This window comes from Microbacterium deminutum, assembly GCF_039530205.1.
Lineage (GTDB): Bacteria > Actinomycetota > Actinomycetes > Actinomycetales > Microbacteriaceae > Microbacterium > Microbacterium deminutum.
Window position 1 is genome coordinate 864321 of the sequence record NZ_BAAAOG010000001.1, and the last position, 19284, is coordinate 883604.

Genomic DNA, 19284 nt, shown 5'->3' on the forward strand with positions numbered 1-19284 from the left:
CGCCGGTCGTTGAGCGAGCCGAAGGCGAGACGAAACGCGCCGACTACGTGACCGGCCCGGTCCACTTCTCGCCGGGCCCCTTGCCGATCGGATCGGGGATGACGGATGCCTCGCGGAACGCCAGCTGCACCGAGCGCAGGCCGTCACGCAGCGACCGCGCGTGTACGTCGCTGATCTCGGGGGCCCCGGCCGTGATCAGGCCCGCCAGGGCGTTGATGAGCTTGCGCGCCTCATCGAGGTCGGTCTGCGTCCCGGGGTCGTCGGCGAGTCCGACCTTGACGGCGGCCGCGCTCATGAGGTGCACCGCGGCGGTCGTGATGACCTCCACAGCGGGAACGTCCGCGATGTCGCGGGTGGCGGATGCCGCGGCCCGCTCCTGCTCTTCCCAGCGGGCCTGGCGCTCGGCCGGGCCCACGCGCCCGGAGGCTCCGCGCGGCGCGTCAGCGTCGCGTGGAGGGGGCGGGGGGACCGCCGTCGGCAGTCCTGTCGCGCGGTCGCCGTCGGCGTCCCGAATCGTGTCCACGTGCCACTCTCTGTTAGACTATGGCGGGCTCCGGAGCGTTCTGCTTCGGAATCGAAAGAGGATCACATCCCACCCGCGCTTGCCGCTCCAGGCTACCGGGTCACGCACTCCGCCTCGTCCGCGCTCCGGACGGGGTAGCCAGTGAATGGTTCAGGGTGCAGGAGCCGGCGCTCACGCGTCGTGCCGGGTGGCATGCGACTCTTCCGCCCGCGACACTCCCTGTGCCGCGGTGGCCGACACCCTGCACGAAAGAGGAGTTCCGCATCAGCGATCCCCGCACCAATGACCGCATCCGCGTTCCCGAGGTCCGCCTCGTGGGCCCCGCGGGTGAACAGGTCGGCGTCGTCCGCATCGAGGTGGCGCTGCGCCTGGCTCAGGAAGCCGATCTCGATCTGGTCGAGGTGGCTCCCAACTCGAAGCCTCCCGTCGTCAAGATCATGGACTACGGGAAGTACAAGTACGAAGCCGCCCAGAAGGCCAAGGAAGCGCGTCGCAATCAGGCCAACACGGTCCTCAAAGAGGTCCGCTTCCGGCTGAAGATCGAGCCGCACGACTACGAGACCAAGCGCAAGCGCGCTGAGGGCTTCCTCAAGACCGGCGACAAGGTGAAGGCCATGATCCTGTTCCGAGGCCGCGAGCAGTCGCGTCCGGAGCAGGGTGTGCGGCTCCTGCGCAAATTCGCCGAGGATGTCTCGGAGTTCGGGACAGTGGAGTCAAACCCCACCATCGACGGTCGCAACATGGTCATGGTGATCGCCCCGCACAAGAACAAGTCCGAGGTCAAGACCGAGCAGAACGCCCAGCGCGCGGCGAACAAGGAAGCGGCGCGCTCAGCCCGCGTCGGCTCGGCCGCGGACGGCTCCACGGCGACCCAAGTCGTCGAGGAACCCGCCGAATAGGCCCCCACAGACTCCCGCACCGCGGGACACCGACTCCCGCAGCGCGGGACACCGACTCCCGCCCCGCGGGACGTGAAACGAAGGAAGAAGAGATGCCGAAGCAGAAGACCCACTCGGGCGCCAAGAAGCGCTTCAAGGTCACCGGCAGCGGGAAGCTCATGAAGCAGCAGGCGAACCTTCGCCACAACTTCGAGGGCAAGCCCAGCCGCCGCACCCGCCGACTTTCGCAGGATCAGGTGCTCGCACCCGGTGACGCGAAGATCGCCAAGAAGCTCCTCGGTCGCTGAGCCGCGCCGACGCAAGTTAGGAACGAAACGAAATGGCTAGAGTCAAGCGGGCCGTCAACGCCCACAAGAAGCGTCGCGTCATCCTCGAGCGCGCCTCCGGTTACCGGGGTCAGCGCTCGCGTCTGTACCGCAAGGCGAAGGAGCAGGTCACCCACTCGCTCGTCTACGCGTACCGCGACCGCCGCAAGCGCAAGGGTGACTTCCGTCGCCTGTGGATCCAGCGCATCAACGCGGCGAGCCGCCAGAACGGGCTGACCTACAACCGCTTCATGCAGGGCCTCGGCCTTGCGGGCGTGCAGGTCGACCGTCGCATGCTCGCCGAGCTCGCGGTCAACGAGCCCGCGACCTTCGCGTCGCTGGTCGAGACCGCCAAGAACGCGCTGCCCGAGAACGTCAACGCGCCCAAGACCGCGTAGTTCCGGCATCCCGACGTCGAGAGGCGTCCTCCTTCGGGAGGGCGCCTCTGCTTCGTCGACTGTTGTATACCGAACACGGGATGCCGCGGCCCTACACTGAGTCCGTGCTCGAGAATCCGCGGTCGCCGCGTGTGCGCGCCGTCGCGAAGCTCACCAAGCGCAGCGCCCGGCAGGAGACCGGGCTGTTCCTCGTCGAGGGTCCGCAGGCCGCCCGTGAGGTCCTCGCGTTCCGGGCGGACACCGTCCTCGAGGTGTTCGCGACCCCGACCGCTATGGAGCGGCACTCCGACGTGCGCGACGCTGTCCGTGACGCCGGGCTGGATGTCGTGTTCACGGCCGAGCCCGTCCTCGACGCGATGGCCGACACCGTCACGCCGCAGGGGATCGTCGTCGTCGCGAAGCAGTCGCCGACCTCGGTGCGAGATGTCTTCGCCGCATCCCCGCGGCTCGTCGCGATCTGCGAAGAGGTGCGGGATCCCGGAAACCTCGGCACCATCATCCGCGCGGCGGATGCGACAGGCGCGGATGCCGTCGTGCTGACCGGTCGCACGGTCGACCTGTACAACCCCAAGGTCGTTCGCGCATCGACCGGTTCGCTGTTCCATCTGCCCGTCGCCATCGGCGTCGACCTCGCGACGGCGGTCGACCGGGCGCACGCCGCCGGCGTCCGCGTCGTCGCCGCGGACGTCGGCGGAGAGGACTTCCTGGCGTCGCGGGCGCTGCTCGCCGAGCCCACGGCGTGGCTCTTCGGCAATGAGGCGCGAGGGCTCGAAGACGAGGCGCTGCGCCTCGCGGACCTGTCGCTGCGGCTGCCGATCTACGGGCGCGCCGAGTCTCTGAACCTCGCCACCGCGGCGAGCGTCTGCCTCTACGAGACGGCCTTCGCGCAGCGCGCGGCGGGCTGAACCGCTCCGTTCCGGCCCTGTCACAGAACGGTAAAGGCTCCCCCCGAGGTCTGGTCGCGCGTCACAGCCCGCCCATAGGGTGGCGATATGACGACCTCCGAGCGTGGCCCGAAGACGTCGAACATCAACGTCAGGCGCGGTGATCCGCTCGTCGAGATCACCGATGTGCAGAAGCACTACGGCGATTTCCAGGCGCTGAAGGACATCGACCTCACCGTCAATCGCGGCGAGGTGGTCGTCGTGATCGGTCCATCCGGCTCTGGCAAGTCGACGCTCTGCCGAACGATCAACCGGCTCGAGACGATCACGTCGGGCACGATCCGGATCGACGGCAGGGATCTCCCCAAAGAAGGCAAGGATCTCGCGACGCTGCGGGCGGATGTCGGGATGGTCTTCCAGTCGTTCAATCTGTTCGCGCATCTCACGATCCTCGACAACGTGACACTCGGCCCCATCAAGGTGCGCAAGCTCAGGAAGGCGGATGCCGTGCGCGAGGCCAGGGCGCTGCTGGACCGGGTCGGCGTCGGCCAGCAGGCGGACAAGCTTCCCGCGCAGCTGTCCGGTGGGCAGCAGCAGCGCGTCGCTATCGCCCGAGCGCTCGCTATGAACCCGAAGGTGATGCTCTTCGACGAGCCGACGAGTGCTCTCGACCCCGAGATGATCAACGAGGTCCTGGACGTCATGGTGAGCCTCGCCCAGGAGGGGATGACCATGATCGTGGTGACCCACGAGATGGGATTCGCCCGCAAGGCGGCCGACCGCGTCGTCTTCATGGCCGACGGGCAGATCGTCGAGGAAGCGACCCCCGAGGAGTTCTTCACCCACGCGAAGAGCGAGCGAGCGAAGGACTTCCTCTCCAAGCTGCTGACTCACTGACCCTCGCCCGACCCCGAGACCCGCCGAGAAAGGATCCCGCAGACCACACCACCAAGATGCATCCCAGACGGACCCGAACGTCTCATACGGAACCAACCCGGATATACGCAACCAGGAGGACAGCAATGAGAAAGTCACGGATCATCACAGGACTGAGCCTCGCGGCCGCGGCGCTTCTGACGCTCACCGCGTGCAACAGCGGTGCACCCGGAGGGTCGCCTACGAGCGGGACGCCGAGCGGGTCCGCCTCGGGCACGTGGTTCGAGGTATCCAAGGACGTATCGCTGCAAGGCAGCCCCACGTTCGATGCGATCACCGCACGAGGCTCGGTGAAGGTCGGCGTCAAGGAGGACCAGCCGGGGCTCGGATACCTCGACCCCACGACCGGTGAACGGACCGGCTTCGACATCGACATCGCACGCTGGATCGCGGCATCCCTCGGCTACGACGAGGACAAGATCGAGTTCACCGCGATCCCGTCCGCCAACCGCGAGCAGGCTCTGGTCAACGGCGACGTCGACTACTACGTCGGCACCTACTCGATCACCGACTCCCGCAAGGAGCAGATCTCGTTCGCCGGCCCCTACTTCACCACGGGCCAGGGCCTGCTGGTCGCGGCCGACAACACCGACATCAACGGTCCCGACGACCTCGCGGGAAAGACGGTGTGCTCCGCGACGGGGTCGACCTCGATCCAGCGCATCAAGGATAAGTATCCCGACGCGCAGACCACCGAGTTCGACACGTACTCCCAGTGCGTCGAACAGCTCAAGAACGGCCAGGTGGATGCCGTCACGACCGACGAGTCGATCCTCATCGGCTTCGCGGCGCAGGATCCCGACAACCTCAAGGTCGTGGGCGACGTGTTCAGCGAGGAGCGGTACGGCGTCGGGATCGCCAAGGGCGACACGGCGCTGCAGGAGTTCATCAACACGATGTTCACCGACGGCGGCGACATCTGGCAGGCGATCTTCGACAAGAACCTCGGCCCTGCCGGGGTCAAGGGCGAGCAGCCCGCAGTCGATCCTGTCAGCTGACCGATCCGGTGGCGGCATCCGCGACGAGCGGGTGCCGCCACCTCAGCGGAGGAGGAGGATGCCGTGAACCAGATCACCGATTACCCCGACCTGTGGGCGGCGGCGCTGTGGGGCACGCTCGTGCTGTTCTTCGCAGGCGGTGCGATCGCGCTCGTGCTCGGGGTCATCGTGGGTGGGATGCGGGTGTCGCCTGTGCCCGTGGCACGGGCTGTAGGCGCCGTGTACGTGAACTGGATCCGCAACACCCCGCTGACCCTCGTGATGTTCTTCTTCGCGTTCTGCGTTCCGCTCCTGCTGCCGGGGCGCGCGAACTTCCTCGTGCTGGCGATCTGGGCTCTCGGCATCTACACCGCGACCTACGTGGCCGAGACCATCCGCTCGGGCATCAACACCGTCCAGGTCGGTCAGGCCGAAGCGGCACGCGCGATCGGACTCACGTTCGGCCAGGTGATGTCCCTGGTGGTGCTGCCGCAGGCGATGCGCTCGGTCATCCCGCCGATGATGAGCGTCTTCATCGCGCTGCTGAAGAACACCACCGTCGCCGCGGGCTTCTCGGTCGTGAACCTCGGCAACATCCGCGCCGAGATGAGCGAGAACGGCGAGAACCAGCTCGTCACCATCCTCTGGGTGATGGTCATCTTCGTCGCCATGGTGCTGCTGCTGGCCTGGCTGCAGCGCACTCTCGAGAACCGCTGGAGGATCGCGCGATGAGCACCCCGAACGCGTCCCGCGCGCGCCGGCGCGTCGATCGCCCGAAGGGGGCGATCGAATGAGTTCAGTCCTGTACGACGTCCCCGGGCCGCGCGCGATCGTCCGCAACCGGATCCTCGGGGTGCTCACGATCCTGGTCGTCCTCGTCATCTTCGGGTTCGTGCTCTGGCGGTTCTGGGTCACCGGGCAGTTCAGCGCGGAGAAGTGGTACGCGTTCACCTTCACGCGCATCTGGGAGCAGTTCGGCCTCGCCACGCTGCGCACCCTCGCCGCGTTCATCGTGGCGGCGATCGGCGCGATCATCCTGGGCTTCGTCCTGGCGATCGGGAGGCTCTCCGATCACACCTGGCTGCGGGTTCCGGTGACGCTCGTCATCGAGGTGTTCCGCGCCATCCCGGTCCTGGTCCTCATGATCCTGCTGTATTACGGGCTTCCGGTGATCGGAATCCGGATGCCGTCCTACTGGGCCGTGGTGATCGCCCTCGTCGTGTACAACGGCTCGGTCCTGGCCGAGGTCATCCGCGCCGGCGTCGAGTCCCTGCCCCGAGGCCAGCGCGAAGCCGGGTTCGCGATCGGGCTCCGCAAGGCCGGTGTGATGCGGATGATCCTGCTGCCGCAGGCGATCCGCGCCATGATGCCGGTCATCATCTCGCAGCTGGTCGTGACCTTGAAGGACACCGCGCTCGGCTTCATCATCACCTACCCCGAGCTGCTCTACTTCGCCCGCCTGCTGGGCTCGAACGCCGTCCTCGGCTCGCCACTCATCCCGGCGGCCCTGGTCGCGGGCGCCATCTACGTCACCCTGTGTCTCGCACTGTCGTACACGGCATACGTCGTCGAGCGTCGCCTGCGCCGTTCGCCCAAGCTCGCGACCGGTCCCGCCGCTCCCGCGACCGACACCGAGGTGCTCGTCGCGCAGCAGTCGTTGACGCGGATCGAGAAGGGCGACGCCGGCGGCACCTGATGCGGGCGGGTCGGGGGATAGGCCGTCGGTAGACTCGTCTCTCGTGTCTGACGAACCAGAAATCTCTCCCGAGGCGGTGCATGCCGCGGTCGAGGCCGCGCTCGCCGCCATCGCCGGCGCCGCCGACGCCACCGCGCTGAAAGCGGCTCGCGCCGCGCACACCGCTGAGGGTTCGCCGCTCGCGCAGCTGAATGCACGGCTGCGGGATGTCGCGCCCGATCGCAAGGCGGAGTCCGGCAAGCTCGTGGGCCAGGCACGGGGGCGCGTGAGCCAGGCGCTCGTGGCGCGCGAGCAGGCACTAGACGCCGCAGAGACCGCGGCGAGGCTCGAGGCGGAGCGCGTGGACATCACCGCGATGCCGACCCGCGCTCGCGTGGGGGCGCGGCATCCCATCTCCCTGCTGCAGGAGCAGATCGCCGACCTCTTCGTCGGCATGGGATGGGAGATCGCCGAGGGGCCTGAGCTCGAGCACGAGTGGTACAACTTCGACGCCTTGAACTTCGACGCCGACCACCCGGCCCGGCAGATGCAGGACACGTTCTTCGTCGAGCCGACCTCACGCCACCTCGTGATGCGCACGCACACGAGCCCGGTCCAGGTGCGCTCGATGCTCGAGCGCGAGGTGCCGATCTACGTGCTGTGCCCGGGACGCGCCTACCGCACCGACGAGTTCGACGCCACGCACCTCCCCGTCTTCACGCAGTTCGAGGGCCTCGTCGTCGACAAGGGCATCACCATGGCCCACCTCAAGGGCACGCTCGACCACGCCGCGCGCGTGCTGTTCGGCTCCGAGGCCAAGACGCGCTTCCGCGCGAACTACTTCCCGTTCACGGAGCCGTCGGCAGAGCTCGACCTGTGGCATCCGACCTTCAAGGGCGGTGCCCGGTGGATCGAATGGGGCGGCTGCGGCATGGTCAACCCGAACGTGCTGCGCGCGGCGGGCATCGACCCCGAGGAGTACTCGGGCTTCGCGTTCGGGATGGGCGTCGAGCGGACGCTGATGTTCCGCAGCGACGTGCAGGACATGCGCGACATGGCCGAGGGCGATGTGCGCTTCAGCGAGCAGTTCGGGATGGTGGTCTGATGCGCGTCCCGCTCTCGTGGCTGCGTGAATACGTGGATGTACCCGTCGGCGCGTCGCCCGAGGAGGTCCTCGAGGCGCTCGTGCGCGTCGGGTTCGAAGAGGAGGAGGTCTTCCGGTTCGACCTGCACGGTCCGATCGTCGTCGGCGAGGTCCTCGAGTTCGTCGAGGAGCCGCAGGCCAACGGCAAGACCATCCGGTGGTGCCAGGTGCGCGTCGCGCCCGATGGTGGGCACGCAGCGGATGCCGGTCCCGCCGTCCACGGCATCGTCTGCGGCGCCCGCAACTTCTTCGCCGGCGACAAGGTCGTCGTGACTCTGCCCGGATCCGTGCTGCCCGGACCGTTCCCGATCGCAGCGCGCAAGACGTACGGCCATGTCTCCGACGGGATGATCGCCTCGGCGAAGGAATTGGGACTCGGCGACGAGCACTCCGGCATCCTGCGCCTCGTCGAACTCGGCGTCGACGCGCCGGTCGGCACCGACGCGATCGCGCTCCTGGGCCTCGACGACGTCGCGGTGGACATCAACGTGACGCCCGACCGCGGCTACGCCCTGTCGATGCGCGGTGTCGCGCGCGAGTACTCGCACGCGACGGGAGCGGCTTTCCGCGACCCCGCGATCCGCGCGGTCGACGAAGTCGCGCCGGGCAGCGGCTTCCCGATCGCCGTCGACGACCGCAGCCCGATCCGCGGCCGGGTCGGCGCGTCCGAGTTCGTCGCGCGCATCGTCCGGGACGTCGACCCGACCCGGCCCACGCCGCCGTGGATGATCGCACGGCTGACGCTCGCCGGCATCCGCTCGCTCGGCATCCTGATCGACATCACGAACTACGTCATGCTCGAACTCGGCCAGCCGATCCACGGGTACGACCTCGATCGGCTCACCGGCGGCATCACGGTCCGCCGCGCGACGGCGGGCGAGAAGCTCGAGACCCTCGACGGCAAGGTCCGCACGCTCGACGTCCAAGACCTGCTCATCACCGATGAATCGGGTCCGATCGGCCTCGCGGGCGTGATGGGCGGCGGCACGACCGAGATGGGGCCGGCCACCCGCAGCGTGCTCATCGAGGCCGCCACGTTCGACCCGGTGTCGATCGCGCGCACGGCCCGGCGGCACAAGCTGCCCTCCGAGGCGTCCCGCCGGTTCGAGCGCGGCGTCGATCCGGCCATCCCGTACGTCGCTGCCCGTCGGGTCGCCGACCTCATGGTCGAGTACGCCGGCGGCACGCACGACGATCGCGGCGGCGCGCTCTACGCCGAACTCCCGCGCACGCGCATCGCGCTGCCCGCAGGGTTCGTCGAGGGGGTGATCGGCGTGGCCTACACGCCCGAGCAGATCGCCGGCGCGCTGCGCCTCATCGGCTGCGACCTCGACGAGCGGCCCGAGGGCTGGATCGTCACGACGCCGACCTGGCGCCCCGACCTGACCGACAAGTGGACCCTCGCCGAGGAGGTCGCCCGCATCGAGGGGTACGACCGCATCCCCTCCGTGCTGCCGCTTCCGCCCTCGGGCCGAGGTCTCACCCCCGCGCAGCAGGGACGCCGCCGCGTCTCGAACGCGCTCGCGGCGGCCGGGTACGTCGAGACGCCCTCGTTCGCCTTCACGAGCGAGGAGCAGAACGACCTCCACGGCTCGGCGTCCGGGGGGCACCTGCCGAGCATCAAGCTGGCCAATCCGCTCGACGGGCAGATGCCGTTCCTGCGGCGCACGCTCATTCCCGGGCTCCTCGAGATCGCGCACCGCAACGTCTCCCGCGGATTCACCGACCTCGCGCTGTTCGAGGTCGGCGTGGTGTTCCTCCCCGAACCCGGCATCCGGTACGGCACGTCCTTCGTGCCGCCGCTGGCCGTGCGTCCGGATGCCGCGACCCTCACCGCGCTGGACGCGTCGATCCCGCCGCAGCGCCGCCATGTCGCGGTGCTGCTGTCGGGCAACGTGGTGGCGAAGCAGCCCGGAGCGGCCGCGATCGCGAGCGGGCTCGCCGATGCGCTGGATGCGGTGCGCACCATCGCCGCCGCGGCCGGAGTCACGATCGAGGTGGAGCAGGGTGAGCGCGCCGCGCTTCACCCCGGTCGCACGGGCGTCCTCGCCGTGCCTTCCGCGGCCTCGGGCACATCGGTCGAGGTCGGATACGTCGGGGAGCTGCTTCCGGCGGTAGCCGAGGCATCCGATCTTCCCGGCCGAGTCATCGTCGCCGAACTCGACCTCGACCTCGTGCTGTCGCTCTCCCGAACCCAGCCGGTCGCGCCCTCTCTGTCGGGGTTCCCCGCCGCGACGCAGGACGTGTCGCTCGTGGTCGGGTCGGACGTGCCCGCGGCCGAAGTGCGGGCGGCCCTCGTCGAGGGCGCGGGCGACCTGCTCGAGTCGCTGCGGATCGTCGACGACTACCGCGGCGCCGGAGTCGCCGACGGCGCGAAGAGCCTGACGTTCGCATTGCGATTCCGTGCGCCCGACCGCACGCTCACGGCGGGGGAGGCCACCGAGGCCAAGCTCGCCGGTGTGGCCGTCGCGGCGACCCGATTCGGAGCCACCCTTCGGGAGTAGCCATGTGCCCCGTTCCGGTCGTTGAGAAACCACAGCGCCGCTGAGAAACCACCCCGCGGATGGGACGTCCCGCGACGCACGCTGTCTCGTCCGGAAGGCGGTTTCTCGCCGTAGCGGCGCGAGCACGTCCCCCACCGAGCCTCCGTCTGGTGGGATGGATGCATGACCGACGTGCTGATCCTGGGCGGTACCGGCTGGCTGAGCGGGCGCGTCGCGGCGCGCTGGGTGGCTGACGGCGCATCCGTGACCTGCCTGGCCCGCGGTGGTCGCCCCGTGCCCGATGGCGCGACGCTCGTGGTCGCCGATCGCGCCGAGGCGGATGCCTACACGGCGGTCGCGGCGCGCGAGTGGGACGAGGTCGTCGACATCTCGTCCATTCCCGAACACGTCGACTCCGCCGTGAGGGCGCTGGCAGAGCGCGCCGCGCATTGGACCTACGTGTCGTCGCTCTCGGTCTACGCGAGCGACGTCGACGTCGACGCGGATGAGACGGCGGCGCTGCACGAACCCGCGGTGACAGGGGAGGAGTACGACTACGGCCGCGCCAAGTCGGCGGCCGAGGCATCCGTTCGCGCGGCTCTCGCGGAACGGGTCGCCATCGTGCGTCCCGGCCTGATCGTCGGCCCCGGCGATCCCACCGACCGCTTCGGGTACTGGGTCGGTCGGTTCGCGCTGGCAGGCGCCGAGCCGGTGCTCGCGCCCGTGCTCGACGGCCTCAGAGCACAGGTCATCGACGTCGACGATCTCGCAGGGTTCATCACGGCACGCGGCGGTGCAGGATGGCACGGCGTCGCGAACGCGACGGGCGAGAGCATCCCGCTCCGCGAACTGCTGACCGCGGCACGTGAGGCCGCCGGTCACACCGGCCCACTCGTCGAAGCCGACGACGAGTGGCTCACGGCTCGTGACGTCGCGCATTGGGCAGGCCCGAGGTCGCTGCCGCTGTGGCTCCCGCGCGACATGCCGGGCTTCGCGACGCGCTCGATCCGTGCCTATCACGCCGCCGGGGGAGGTCTCCGCGACCTCGGCCAGACACTCCGACGCACCCTGTCCGACGAGCGCGGTCGCGGCCTCGACCGCGAGCGCCGGTCGGGTCTCTCGCGCGCCGAGGAGCTCGAGCTGCTGGCGCAGCGGCCCTGACGCCGGATCGCGTCGATCCGCGGAAGCGAGCGCCTCGATTTGCGGATGCCGCAATCCGGCCGCTATCGTCGGCCCATGCCTTCGGCGACCCAGGGATCCGCGATGCTCGCTCCGAGCCTCGCTCCCGCGCGCCGACGTCTGGACCTCCGCCGACTGTAGGCGACCCCCTGCGCACCTTCTGAGAAGGGGAGCCGAGGGCGTCGCCGCTTATGGCCCTTCGTCCGCCGAGCCTCGGCGATCGACGAGACAGTCCAGACTCTAAGGTGGAACCCATGACATATTCGGTCGCCGTCTCCGGCGCATCCGGTTATGCGGGCGGCGAGATCCTCCGGATCCTCGCCGCACATCCCGACGTCGAGATCCGCACTGTCACCGCACACTCGAACGCGGGACAGCCCCTCATCCAGCATCAGCCGCACCTTCGCTCGCTCGCGCACCTCACGCTGCAGGAGACGACCCCCGACGTTCTCGCGGGCCATGACATCGTGTTCCTCGCGCTGCCTCATGGCCAGTCCGGGCAGTACACCGACGCGCTTCTCGACACGCCGCTCGTGATCGACGCGGGGGCCGATCACCGTCTCGAGTCCATCGCGGACTGGGACCGGTTCTACGGCGGCGACTTCCACGACCCCTGGACATACGGGGTTCCCGAACTCGTGGTCGGGGGCGCGAAGCAGCGCGAGCGGCTCGTGGCCGCGACACGGATCGCCGCCCCCGGCTGCAACGCCTCGACCGTGAGCCTGAGCCTCGCGCCCGGGGTGGCCACGGGGGTGATCGACCCGTCCGACGTCGTGAGTGTTCTCGCAGTGGGGCCGTCGGGTGCCGGCAAGAGTCTCAGGGCGAACCTGCTCGCGAGCGAGATCCTGGGCACCGCGAACCCGTATTCCGTCGGCGGCACGCATCGGCACATCCCCGAGATCCGGCAGGCGCTCGCCGCAGCCCGCAATTCGGGGATCGGCACGGATCTCGGGGCCGCCCCGGCCGGCACTCCGAATTCGGTGGCGGACCCCGATGGTCGGATCCCGTCATCGACCGGCGTCGACGCGTCCCGCGGCGCCGATGAAGGCATCCGCATCTCGTTCACCCCCGTCATCGTGCCCATGGCACGCGGCATCCTGGCGACCTCGACCGCGCCGATCACGGCGGGAGTGACGGATGACGACATCCGCGGCGCCTGGGAGTCCGCGTACGGCGACGAGATGTTCGTGCAGCTGCTTCCCCAAGGCGAGTTCCCGCGCACCGCAGACGTGCTCGGGGCCAATACGGCGCTCCTGGGACTCGCCATCGATCGCGCCGCCAACCGGGTGGTCGTCGTCGCCGCCGTCGACAATCTCGTCAAGGGCACGGCGGGCGCCGCCATCCAGTCCATGAACATCGCGCTGGGCCTTCCTGAAGGCCGCGCCCTGACCATCAACGGAGTCGCCCCGTGAGCGTCACTGCAGCCGACGGATTCGACGCGGCCGGAGTCGCCGTGGGCCTCAAGTCGACCGGCGAGCCCGACGTCGCCGTTGTCGTCAACCGCGGACCTCTCAAGGTCGGGGCCGCCGTGTTCACGTCGAACCGCGCGAAGGCCAACCCGATCATCTGGTCGGAGCGCGTCATCCGGGACGGAGTCGTCGAGGCGATCGTGCTCAACTCCGGCGGAGCGAACTGCTTCACCGGGTCGTTCGGCTTCCAGACGACGCACCAGACCGCGGAGAAGGCCGCCGCGCTGCTCGGCGCGAGTGCGGGCGACATCCTGATCTGCTCGACAGGTCTCATCGGCACCGGCGACGAGGTGTTCCGCGGCCGGGTGCTCGACGGCGTCGAGCAGGGCGTCGCGGCACTCAGCCCGGACGGCGGCGACGCGGCATCCCTCGCCATCATGACGACCGATTCGAAGCCGAAGCGCTCCACCGTCAGCCGCGACGGCTGGACCATCGGCGGCATGGCGAAGGGGGCCGGGATGCTGGCGCCCGGCCTCGCGACGATGCTCGTGGTGATCACGACCGACGCCGTCGTGGACGCCGCCCAGGCGGACGGGGCGCTGCGCGCCGCGACCCGCATGAGCTTCGACCGCCTCGACTCCGACGGCTGCATGTCGACGAACGACCAGGTCACACTCATGGCGAACGGTGCGAGCGGCGTGCAGCCCGCACCCGCTGCCTTTGCGGCCGCTCTCGCCGCGGTGTGCCTGGACCTCGCCCGGCAGCTCCAGGGCGACGCCGAGGGCGCGAGCCATGACATCACCATCGAGGTGCGCAACGCGGCATCCGAGGAGGATGCCGTCGAGGTCGGCCGCTCCGTCGCGCGCAACAACCTCTTCAAGGCCGCGATCTTCGGCAACGACCCGAACTGGGGCCGCGTGCTCGCCGCGATCGGCACGACCCACGCGGCGTTCGATCCGTACGACGTCGACGTGTGGATGAACGGCGTGCGGGTCTGCAGCGCGGGCGGTCCCGATCGTCCTCGCGAAGAGGTCGACCTGACGCCGCGCGCCACCGACCTGGTCATCGATCTCAAGTCCGGCGCAGCCACGGCGACGATCCTCACGAATGATCTGACCCACGACTACGTCCACGAGAACAGCGCCTACGCGTCATGAGCGACATCGACATCCAGGACACCGATCCGAGCGAGGCGAGCGCGAAGGCCGCCACCCTCATCGAGTCGCTGCCGTGGCTCCGCCGATTCGGCGAGCAGATCATCGTGATCAAGTACGGCGGCAACGCCATGGTGTCCGAGGAACTGCAGGATGCCTTCGCCGCAGACATCGCCTATCTGCGCTACGTCGGGGTCAAGCCCGTCGTCGTGCACGGCGGCGGCCCGCAGATCTCCTCGATGCTGGATCGCCTCGACATTCCGAGCGAGTTCAAGGGCGGCTACCGCGTCACGAGCACGGAGGCGATCGGGGTGGTGCGGATGGTGCTCACCGGTCAGATCAACCCTCAGCTGGTCGGCAAGATCAACGCCTACGGACCCCATGCCGCAGGACTGAGCGGCGAGGACGCCGGCCTGTTCGGCGGTCGACGGCGCGGTGTGGTGCTCGACGGCGTCGAGCACGACCTCGGCCGGGTCGGCGACGTCGTCACGGTCGATCCGCAGCCGGTGCTCGATCAGCTCGCGGCCGGCCGGATCCCCGTCGTCTCGAGCATCGCTCCCGACCTCGACCACCCCGGACATTCCCTGAACGTGAACGCGGATGCCGCGGCATCCGCTCTGGCCGTCGCGCTCGGCGCCGCGAAGCTCGTGGTCCTCACCGACGTGCCGGGGCTGTACGCCGACTGGCCGAACCGCGACTCTCTCGTGTCGCACTTGACCTCGACCGAGCTGCGCGCGATGCTGCCGCAGCTCGAGTCCGGCATGATCCCGAAGATGCAGGCGTGCCTGGAGGCGGTCGAGGGCGGCGTCGAGACCGCCGCGATCATCGACGGACGGGTGCCGCATTCGGTGCTCGTCGAGATCTTCACAAGCAAGGGAATCGGAACAGAGGTGGTGCTCGGATGAGCTGGCAGGAAGACGCAGGGCGCGATCTCGTCCGCAGCTTCGGTGAGCGGATGGCGTTGTTCGTCCGCGGCGAGGGTGCCTATCTCTGGGATGCCGACGGAAAGCGCTATCTCGATTTCCTCGCCGGGATCGCGGTCGACTCCCTGGGGCACGCCCACCCGGCGTTCGTCGAGGCGATCGCGTCACAGGCCGCGACGCTCGCACATGTCTCGAACTACTTCGCCACGCTGCCGCAGCTCGAGCTCGCCGCGCGGCTGAAGCGTCTTGCCGGCACCGGAGACGGCGGCCGCGTGTACTTCGGCAACTCGGGCGCCGAGGCCAACGAGGCGGCGTTCAAGCTCGCCCGGCTGCACGGTGGTGCCGAGCGGCCGCGGATCCTCGCGCTGACCGACGCCTTCCACGGCCGCACGATGGGCACGCTCGCGCTCACCGGCAAGCCGTACATGCAGGAGCCCTTCCTGCCGATGACCCCCGGCGTCGAGTTCATCGGCTCGACGGTCGAGGCGCTCGAGGCCGCACTCGACGACGGTGTCGCCGCGCTGTTCGTCGAGCCGATCAAGGGCGAAGCCGGTGTCATCGACCTCGCGGACGGGTACCTCGAGGCCGCGCGGGAGCTCACCGAGAAGCACGGGACGCTGCTGATCATCGATGAGATCCAGACGGGCGCGGGCCGCACCGGCGAGTGGTTCGCCTTCCAGCACGCGGGCATCACGCCCGACGCGATCACGGTCGCCAAGGGCATCGGCGGCGGCTTCCCGATCGGGGCGCTCATCACGTTCGGCAGCGCGAGCGAGCTGTTCTACCCGGGCACCCACGGCTCGACCTTCGGCGGCAACGCGCTCGGCACGGCGGTGGCGAGCGCCGTGCTCGCCGAGATCGAGCACGAGGACCTGGTGCGCAACGCCGCCGAGCGCGGCCGGCAGCTGCGCGACGCGATCGCCGCGATCGACACGACGCTGGTCGATGGATGCCGCGGCAAGGGCCTTCTGATCGGCGTAGGGCTGCGGCATCCGGTCGCGAAGGCCGTCGTCGCAGCCGCGCAGGAGCACGGCCTCGTCATCAACGCCCCGAACGACGAGACGATCCGGCTCGTCCCCGCCCTGAACATCGGCGACGTCGAGATCGACGAGTTCGTCGCCCTGTTCACCGCGGCGTTGCACACCGTCGAGCACGCGCTCATGCTCGACGATGCTCCGTCGCTGCCGAGTGCGGATGCCCACGACATGGAGGTCTCGGCATCCGCCGCATCGAGCGACCGCGGGGAGTCGAGATGACCCGCCACCTGCTGCGCGACGACGATCTGACCCGCGAAGAGCAGACCGAGATCATCGACCTCGCCATCGAGCTCAAGAAGGACCGCTGGAAGCTCACGCCCCTCGCCGGGCCCCAGACGGTGGCGGTGATCTTCGACAAGTCGTCCACCCGGACCCGCGTCTCGTTCGCGGTCGGCATCGCCGACCTCGGGGGCTCGCCGTTGATCATCTCGACCGCGAACAGCCAGCTGGGCGGCAAGGAGACCCCCGCCGACACGGCGCGCGTCCTCGAGCGCCAGGTCGCCGCGATCGTGTGGCGCACCTACGCCCAGGCGGGGCTCGAAGAGATGGCGGCGGGCACCCGCGTGCCCGTCGTCAACGCGTTGAGCGACGACTTCCACCCGTGTCAGCTGCTCGCCGACCTGCTCACGATCCGCGAGCACAAGGGAGAGCTCGCCGGTCTGACCCTCGCCTTCTTCGGGGACGGGATGTCGAACATGTCGCACTCCTACGTGCTCGCCTGCGTCACCGCGGGCATGCACGTGCGGGTCGCCTCGCCCGAGGACTACGCCCCGCGCGACGACGTCATCGCGGCCGCCGACCGCAGAGCCGCCGAGACCGGCGGCTCGGTCACGCTCTATACGGACCCCAACGAGGCGGCGGCGGGCGCGGACGTGATCGTCACCGACACCTGGGTGTCGATGGGCAAGGAGGAGGAGAAGCTCGCGCGATTGCGCGACCTCGGCGCCTACAAGGTGACGCGTGACCTCATGTCGCTCGCGAAACCCGAGGCGATCTTCATCCACTGCCTGCCCGCCGACCGCGGCTACGAGGTCGAGGCCGAGATCATCGATGGTCCGCAGAGCGTCGTATGGGACGAGGCCGAGAACCGGCTCCACGCCCAGAAGGCGCTGCTGGTGTGGCTGCTCCGCCAGGCGTGAGCGCCAGCGGGTGAGCGGGACCGAGCGGTCCCGGCCGTCCACCGATTCCGGCGAGACGGAACGCACGTACCTCGGCGAGCGCTTGGCGACCGGCCCGGTGTTCCGGCGCGTCGGCCGGGTGCGGGCACGGTCGAGGGTCGTCGGTAGGGTGGAGCGGTGAGCACAGGCAAGTCCGACGGGACCAACGACGGCGCCCTCTGGGGGGCCCGCTTCGCGACCGGACCCTCGCCCGAGCTTGCCACGCTGAGCCGCTCGACGCACTTCGACTGGGCGCTCGCGCTCTACGACATCGCGGGATCCCACGCTCACGCGAAAGCGCTTGCCGCCGCGGGATACCTGACCTCGGACGAGGAGAGCGCCATGCACGCCGGGCTGGACGAGCTCGCCCGCGGCATCACCGACGGCACCCTCCAGCCGGATCCCGCCGACGAGGACGTCCACGGTGCGCTCGAGCAGGCGCTGATCCGGGCCGTCGGGTCGGAGGTCGGCGGCAAGCTGCGCGCCGGCCGCAGTCGCAACGACCAGATCGCCACTCTCGTGCGGATGTACCTGCTGGATCATTCGCGCACGATCGCCCGCGACATCCTGCGTCTCATCGACGCGATCGTGGCGCAGGCCGAGGCCCACCCGGACGCGATCATGCCCGGACGCACCCATCTGCAGCATGCGCAGCCGATCCTGCTCGCGCACCACCTGCAGGCGCACGGCTGGCCGCTCGTCCGCGACCTCGAGCGGCTTCGCGACTGGACGGCTCGCGCCGCGGTCTCGCCATACGGCGGGGGAGCCCTCGCCGGCTCGACGCTGGGCCTGGATCCGCAGCTCATCGCCGCCGAGCTCGGTCTCGATCGCCCCGCCGAGAACTCGCTCGACGGCACCTCGGCGCGGGACGTGGTGGCCGAGTTCGCCTACATCGCGGCCCAGATCGGCATCGACCTGTCTCGGTTCGCCGAGGACGTCATCCTCTGGAATACCCGCGAGTTCGCCTTCGTGACGCTCGACGACGGCTACTCGACCGGCTCGAGCATCATGCCGCAGAAGAAGAACCCCGACATCGCGGAGCTCGCCCGCGGCAAAGCCGGAAGGCTCGTGGGCAACCTTGCGGGACTGCTGACCACGCTGAAGGGACTCCCCATCGCGTACAACCGCGATCTGCAGGAGGACAAGGAGCCGGCGTTCGATTCGGTCTCGACCCTCGAGATCGTCCTTCCGGCCTTCGCCGGCATGATCGCGACGATGCGCCTCGACACGGCGCGTATGGCCGAGCTCGCCCCGCAGGGGTTCTCGCTCGCGACGGATGTCGCCGAGTGGCTCGTGAGGCGCGGCATCCCGTTCCGCGACGCTCATGAGATCTCGGGGCAGCTGGTGCGCCGGTGCGAGTCCGAGGGCATCGAGCTCGACGAGGTCACCGACGCCATGCTGGCCGACGTGTCGCCGCACCTCACGCCCGCCGTTCGCGAGGTGCTGACGATCGAGGGCTCGGTCGCGAGCCGGGACGGCGTGGGCGGTACCGCGCCGGTGCGCGTCGCCGAGCAGCGGGCCGAGCTCATCGCACGGTCGCAGGCGGCGGTGCACGCACTGGGGCTCTAGCTACCAGATCGCGAGGCGGATGAGCCCGCCCACGATGCACGCCCACAGCAGGCTCGCGAGCGTGCCGATGATGAAGCGCTCGCGGGCTTCGGCTTCGGCCAGCTCCGAGAATCGGCCGATGCCCTTGACCGCGACCACTACGGCGATCGCCTCGGGGAAGCCGGCGACGATCGCCACGGCGACGCTCAGCCGTTCGAGGTAGCCGATCGTCGCTCCGCCGCGCAGCACCTCGTGCACCGGCGTGGCCGCCGACGGGGCTTCGCTTGCGGATGCCGTCTGCAGCAGGATGCCGCCGTTGTCGCCGTCCGGCACCCGGCCGTGGGTGGCGATCGTCAGAATGCGACGCGTGACCGGGTTGCCGCCGAGCACGGCGAGCGTGACGCCGAGAAGCGTGATCCCGAGCCCGACGATCACGGGGACGTTCACGGGCGACACGACGACGACGAGCAGACACAGCACGACGAGTCCGCCCGCGACGAGCAGCGGGATGTCGGTGGGCTTCCGCAGGCTCACGACCACGAGCGCGAGCGCCCCGCACAGGGCGAGGAACAGGAAGATCGACAGGATGCCGGCGACCAGCGCGTCGGGGATGACCATGCGGTCAGTCTCGCACGCGCCCCCGACGCCCCTGG

At 69.6% G+C, this 19284-nt stretch carries 19 protein-coding genes; 17 read left to right on the forward strand and 2 right to left on the reverse strand.

What is annotated here, in order from left to right:
* Window positions 1–43: 43 nt before the first annotated feature.
* Complete coding sequence (locus ABD212_RS03805) at window positions 44–415, reverse strand: DUF1844 domain-containing protein (protein ID WP_344092421.1); 372 nt, start codon at window positions 413–415, stop codon at window positions 44–46.
* A gap of 329 nt (window positions 416–744) precedes the next feature.
* On the opposite strand from ABD212_RS03805, the gene infC reads away from it, so the two are divergent.
* From infC to argH, 17 genes are all read left to right on the forward strand, one after another.
* Entirely contained in the window at window positions 745–1422 is a 678-nt protein-coding gene (gene infC, locus ABD212_RS03810) for a translation initiation factor IF-3 (protein ID WP_344091341.1), read from the forward strand.
* 92 nt (window positions 1423–1514) lie between these two features.
* Window positions 1515–1709 (forward strand): 50S ribosomal protein L35, encoded by a 195-nt coding sequence (gene rpmI / locus ABD212_RS03815; RefSeq protein WP_344091343.1) that lies wholly within the window; start codon window positions 1515–1517, stop codon window positions 1707–1709.
* Window positions 1710–1741: 32 nt separating this feature from the next.
* A complete protein-coding gene (gene rplT / locus ABD212_RS03820) occupies window positions 1742–2125 on the forward strand; it encodes a 50S ribosomal protein L20 (protein ID WP_344091345.1) in 384 nt (127 codons plus the stop codon).
* 104 nt (window positions 2126–2229) lie between these two features.
* Window positions 2230–3030 carry a TrmH family RNA methyltransferase gene (locus tag ABD212_RS03825; RefSeq protein WP_344091347.1) on the forward strand — a complete coding sequence of 267 codons (801 nt, stop codon included), beginning with the start codon at window positions 2230–2232 and terminating at the stop codon, window positions 3028–3030.
* Between the two features lie 87 nt (window positions 3031–3117).
* Window positions 3118–3906, forward strand: coding sequence for an amino acid ABC transporter ATP-binding protein (locus ABD212_RS03830; protein WP_344091349.1), 789 nt, complete (start codon window positions 3118–3120; stop codon window positions 3904–3906).
* 125 nt (window positions 3907–4031) lie between these two features.
* Window positions 4032–4943, forward strand: coding sequence for a glutamate ABC transporter substrate-binding protein (locus tag ABD212_RS03835; RefSeq protein ID WP_344091351.1), 912 nt, complete (start codon window positions 4032–4034; stop codon window positions 4941–4943).
* Window positions 4944–5006: 63 nt separating this feature from the next.
* On the forward strand, window positions 5007–5654 hold the full coding sequence (locus tag ABD212_RS03840) for an amino acid ABC transporter permease (RefSeq protein WP_344091353.1): 648 nt from the start codon (window positions 5007–5009) through the stop codon (window positions 5652–5654).
* Window positions 5655–5712: 58 nt separating this feature from the next.
* Window positions 5713–6618 carry an amino acid ABC transporter permease gene (locus tag ABD212_RS03845; protein ID WP_344091355.1) on the forward strand — a complete coding sequence of 302 codons (906 nt, stop codon included), beginning with the start codon at window positions 5713–5715 and terminating at the stop codon, window positions 6616–6618.
* Between the two features lie 43 nt (window positions 6619–6661).
* Window positions 6662–7702 carry a phenylalanine--tRNA ligase subunit alpha gene (gene pheS, locus ABD212_RS03850; RefSeq protein WP_344091357.1) on the forward strand — a complete coding sequence of 347 codons (1041 nt, stop codon included), beginning with the start codon at window positions 6662–6664 and terminating at the stop codon, window positions 7700–7702.
* A complete protein-coding gene (pheT, locus tag ABD212_RS03855; RefSeq protein ID WP_344091359.1) occupies window positions 7702–10245 on the forward strand; it encodes a phenylalanine--tRNA ligase subunit beta in 2544 nt (847 codons plus the stop codon). The genes pheS and pheT overlap by 1 nt, the downstream gene beginning before the upstream one ends.
* Window positions 10246–10407: 162 nt before the next feature.
* Window positions 10408–11385, forward strand: coding sequence for an NAD-dependent epimerase/dehydratase family protein (locus tag ABD212_RS03860; RefSeq protein ID WP_344091361.1), 978 nt, complete (start codon window positions 10408–10410; stop codon window positions 11383–11385).
* A gap of 272 nt (window positions 11386–11657) precedes the next feature.
* On the forward strand, window positions 11658–12815 hold the full coding sequence (locus tag ABD212_RS03865) for an N-acetyl-gamma-glutamyl-phosphate reductase (RefSeq protein ID WP_344091363.1): 1158 nt from the start codon (window positions 11658–11660) through the stop codon (window positions 12813–12815).
* Entirely contained in the window at window positions 12812–13969 is a 1158-nt protein-coding gene (gene argJ, locus ABD212_RS03870) for a bifunctional glutamate N-acetyltransferase/amino-acid acetyltransferase ArgJ (RefSeq protein WP_344091365.1), read from the forward strand. The genes ABD212_RS03865 and argJ overlap by 4 nt, the downstream gene beginning before the upstream one ends.
* Complete coding sequence (argB, locus tag ABD212_RS03875) at window positions 13966–14871, forward strand: acetylglutamate kinase (protein WP_344091367.1); 906 nt, start codon at window positions 13966–13968, stop codon at window positions 14869–14871. The genes argJ and argB overlap by 4 nt, the downstream gene beginning before the upstream one ends.
* Window positions 14868–16145, forward strand: coding sequence for an acetylornithine transaminase (locus ABD212_RS03880; protein ID WP_344091370.1), 1278 nt, complete (start codon window positions 14868–14870; stop codon window positions 16143–16145). Before argB ends, ABD212_RS03880 begins: the two co-directional genes overlap by 4 nt.
* Window positions 16142–17065 carry an ornithine carbamoyltransferase gene (argF, locus tag ABD212_RS03885; protein ID WP_344091372.1) on the forward strand — a complete coding sequence of 308 codons (924 nt, stop codon included), beginning with the start codon at window positions 16142–16144 and terminating at the stop codon, window positions 17063–17065. Before ABD212_RS03880 ends, argF begins: the two co-directional genes overlap by 4 nt.
* 156 nt (window positions 17066–17221) lie before the next feature.
* Window positions 17222–18652: an argininosuccinate lyase gene (gene argH, locus ABD212_RS03890; protein ID WP_344091374.1), complete on the forward strand. Its 1431-nt coding sequence runs from the start codon at window positions 17222–17224 to the stop codon at window positions 18650–18652.
* Here argH and ABD212_RS03895 read toward each other — a convergent pair whose 3' ends face one another.
* Window positions 18653–19249, reverse strand: a complete 597-nt coding sequence (locus tag ABD212_RS03895) for a hypothetical protein (protein ID WP_344091376.1) — start codon at window positions 19247–19249, stop codon at window positions 18653–18655.
* Window positions 19250–19284 lie beyond the last annotated feature (35 nt).

Excerpts from the sequence above, each read along its gene's own strand:
- rpmI (WP_344091343.1), top strand. The coding sequence starts at position 1,515 with ATGCCGAAGCAGAAGACCCACTCGGGCGCCAAGAAGCGCTTCAAGGTC.
- rplT (WP_344091345.1), top strand. The coding sequence starts at position 1,742 with ATGGCTAGAGTCAAGCGGGCCGTCAACGCCCACAAGAAGCGTCGCGTC.
- ABD212_RS03830 (WP_344091349.1), top strand. The coding sequence starts at position 3,118 with ATGACGACCTCCGAGCGTGGCCCGAAGACGTCGAACATCAACGTCAGG.
- ABD212_RS03835 (WP_344091351.1), top strand. The coding sequence starts at position 4,032 with ATGAGAAAGTCACGGATCATCACAGGACTGAGCCTCGCGGCCGCGGCG.
- ABD212_RS03845 (WP_344091355.1), top strand. The coding sequence starts at position 5,713 with ATGAGTTCAGTCCTGTACGACGTCCCCGGGCCGCGCGCGATCGTCCGC.
- pheT (WP_344091359.1), top strand. The coding sequence starts at position 7,702 with ATGCGCGTCCCGCTCTCGTGGCTGCGTGAATACGTGGATGTACCCGTC.
- ABD212_RS03860 (WP_344091361.1), top strand. The coding sequence starts at position 10,408 with ATGACCGACGTGCTGATCCTGGGCGGTACCGGCTGGCTGAGCGGGCGC.
- ABD212_RS03865 (WP_344091363.1), top strand. The coding sequence starts at position 11,658 with ATGACATATTCGGTCGCCGTCTCCGGCGCATCCGGTTATGCGGGCGGC.
- argB (WP_344091367.1), top strand. The coding sequence starts at position 13,966 with ATGAGCGACATCGACATCCAGGACACCGATCCGAGCGAGGCGAGCGCG.
- ABD212_RS03880 (WP_344091370.1), top strand. The coding sequence starts at position 14,868 with ATGAGCTGGCAGGAAGACGCAGGGCGCGATCTCGTCCGCAGCTTCGGT.
- argF (WP_344091372.1), top strand. The coding sequence starts at position 16,142 with ATGACCCGCCACCTGCTGCGCGACGACGATCTGACCCGCGAAGAGCAG.
- ABD212_RS03895 (WP_344091376.1), bottom strand. The coding sequence starts at position 19,249 with ATGGTCATCCCCGACGCGCTGGTCGCCGGCATCCTGTCGATCTTCCTG.